1 protein-coding gene and 2 pseudogenes are annotated in these 1,856 nt (G+C 67.0%); all 3 read right to left on the bottom strand.

The features are described from left to right. A pseudogene (locus AZG88_RS55835) lies at positions 1–432 on the bottom strand (nucleoid-structuring protein H-NS); the annotation flags it as partial. Positions 433–665: 233 nt separating this feature from the next. Further along, a complete protein-coding gene (locus tag AZG88_RS54575) occupies positions 666–833 on the bottom strand; it encodes a hypothetical protein (RefSeq protein WP_156517705.1) in 168 nt (55 codons plus the stop codon). Positions 834–1,423: 590 nt separating this feature from the next. After that, a pseudogene (locus AZG88_RS55830) lies at positions 1,424–1,536 on the bottom strand (toxin-antitoxin system HicB family antitoxin); the annotation flags it as partial. Positions 1,537–1,856: the final 320 nt, after the last annotated feature.

Here is a 1,856-nt window from a genome sequence, read left to right as displayed (position 1 = left end):
CCGTTTGACGGCAGCAGCCTCCTTCACGGGCGCCTTAGCAGCAGCCTTCGTCGCCGGCGCCTTGGCGGCCGCAGCATCCTTCACGGGCGCCTTAGCAGCAGACTTCTTCGCGGGCGGCACCTCGGACGGCGCCGGTTTGGCGATTGCCTTGGCGGGCGGCGTCTCGGACCGGGCCGGTTTGGCGGCCGCAGCCTTCTTCGCAGGTGCCTTGGCAGCAGACTTCTTCGCGGGCGGTACCTCCGACGGGGTCGGCGCCGACTCGGGTTCGGTGGCGATCTGGGGTTCCACCTCGAGTCCGGCTTTGGCTTCCTCCGAAGTTTGCGTCCGTTGCCGCAGCTTGCCGCTCGTAAAGGACCAGGCGCCCTCTCCCGCGTCCCGAAGAACCCCAACTGCATTTCTGGCGGCGCGCGCGGCACCGCTGATAATGTTCATGGCCAACTCCGCTAGCCTTCCGCAGTCACGGCCGCCGACGCACGGGCGGCCTTCTCGGACGTATCCATCACCGGACACACTAATCGTGAATGTGAGTCAACGAGCAATCGGCGGATTGTGCGAGGCATATCGGCAAGTAGTGCGGCTGACACACAGACTGCCGTCTTCACCCAAGTCACATGCCCCCGTAGATGATTCGTTCTCACCCACCCTCTCCCCTTCGTACCTGTCGCTTACCCGATCCCGGATCGGCTGAATGTCTGCCAGAACGGTGTCAGGATGTTGTTGTGCAACAAGGTTCCCCGCACCATCTCCCGCCAGCCGTCGTGGACCGATTCCCGCAACGCGTACCGAAGTGCGGGCGACCGCTTCCGAAGCTCGCACGCAGATCGGGTGGTCACACACCTCACGCAACGCCACCTCCTCCGACTCGAGTGGACGACCCAGTTCGATCGCCAACGCGAACCGGCGCCGGCGCACAACCTTCTGTCTGCCGTTGCGCAAGACCCAGAAAAGCTGGCAAAGACACGCAGGCCGGCCCTGCCCGAGAGGGCCGGCGCCGGCCGCCCTCCCGGGCTCAGGACGCGGGCATCAGCGGCGCCTCCCCCCAAACGCCAAGTCTGGCTTCCACTGCCGCTGAGCGGCAAACTCGACGAACTCTCGCAGCGCCAGCACCGTAAGGCCAGCGAACTCATGCGCGGCCGTCGAGGAATACACTCAGAAGCACTCCGCCTGGCACAAGTTCAGGTCGCAACCAGCAGGCCAGCACCGACCACTGCGGGCGGTGACACGACCACCGCGAGACCGCGCGCCCGTCCCGTTGCGTGGCGTTCGGTCTCCCACCAGATCCGATGCCCCCACCCCCTGGGGCACCGTCAGATTCCGGGTCACCACCTGAGTCGGACGCAACCTCAACCGCACCAACTGGGCAGGATCGTCCAGGTCGAGCACCCGCAGATCATCGGGCAATTCGAACACCCCGAGCGCGCGCCGAGACGCCCTGCTCCTCGGCCTCGACGCCAGGCGATGCACCCTGGGCGAGGTGCGAACCGTGAAGGTGCCGCTGTAGGAGCGGTCCGCGATCGGCACGGGCGGCCGTTCGCCCCCGGGCAGCAGCGGGAACTCGAACAGCGGAGCCGGGTTCTACAGCTGCAACACATCGAGCAGACGCGCCCCATCGAGGTACGCGTTCGCGCTCTCGAGCCAGATGCGGCGGCCGCATCTCCCCACAGCAGACGGGCACGCGCGAGGACATGCTCGAGATCGATCAACAGCGGTGCCGCGACCGGGCCCGGCCGCTCTTGCCCCTTGATCCACCGCGAGGGCTGCGACCGGCCCATCCCACCGTCACCCCGCCTTCGTCTCGGCTCTGATGTGGCCAGCGGCAGGAGCGGTCGCAGTGGCTAAGCCTGGATGCACCGATC

This window comes from Rhodococcus sp. LB1, assembly GCF_001583455.1.
GTDB lineage: Bacteria > Actinomycetota > Actinomycetes > Mycobacteriales > Mycobacteriaceae > Rhodococcus_F > Rhodococcus_F opacus.
This window is presented reverse-complemented; position numbering and strand designations above follow the sequence as displayed.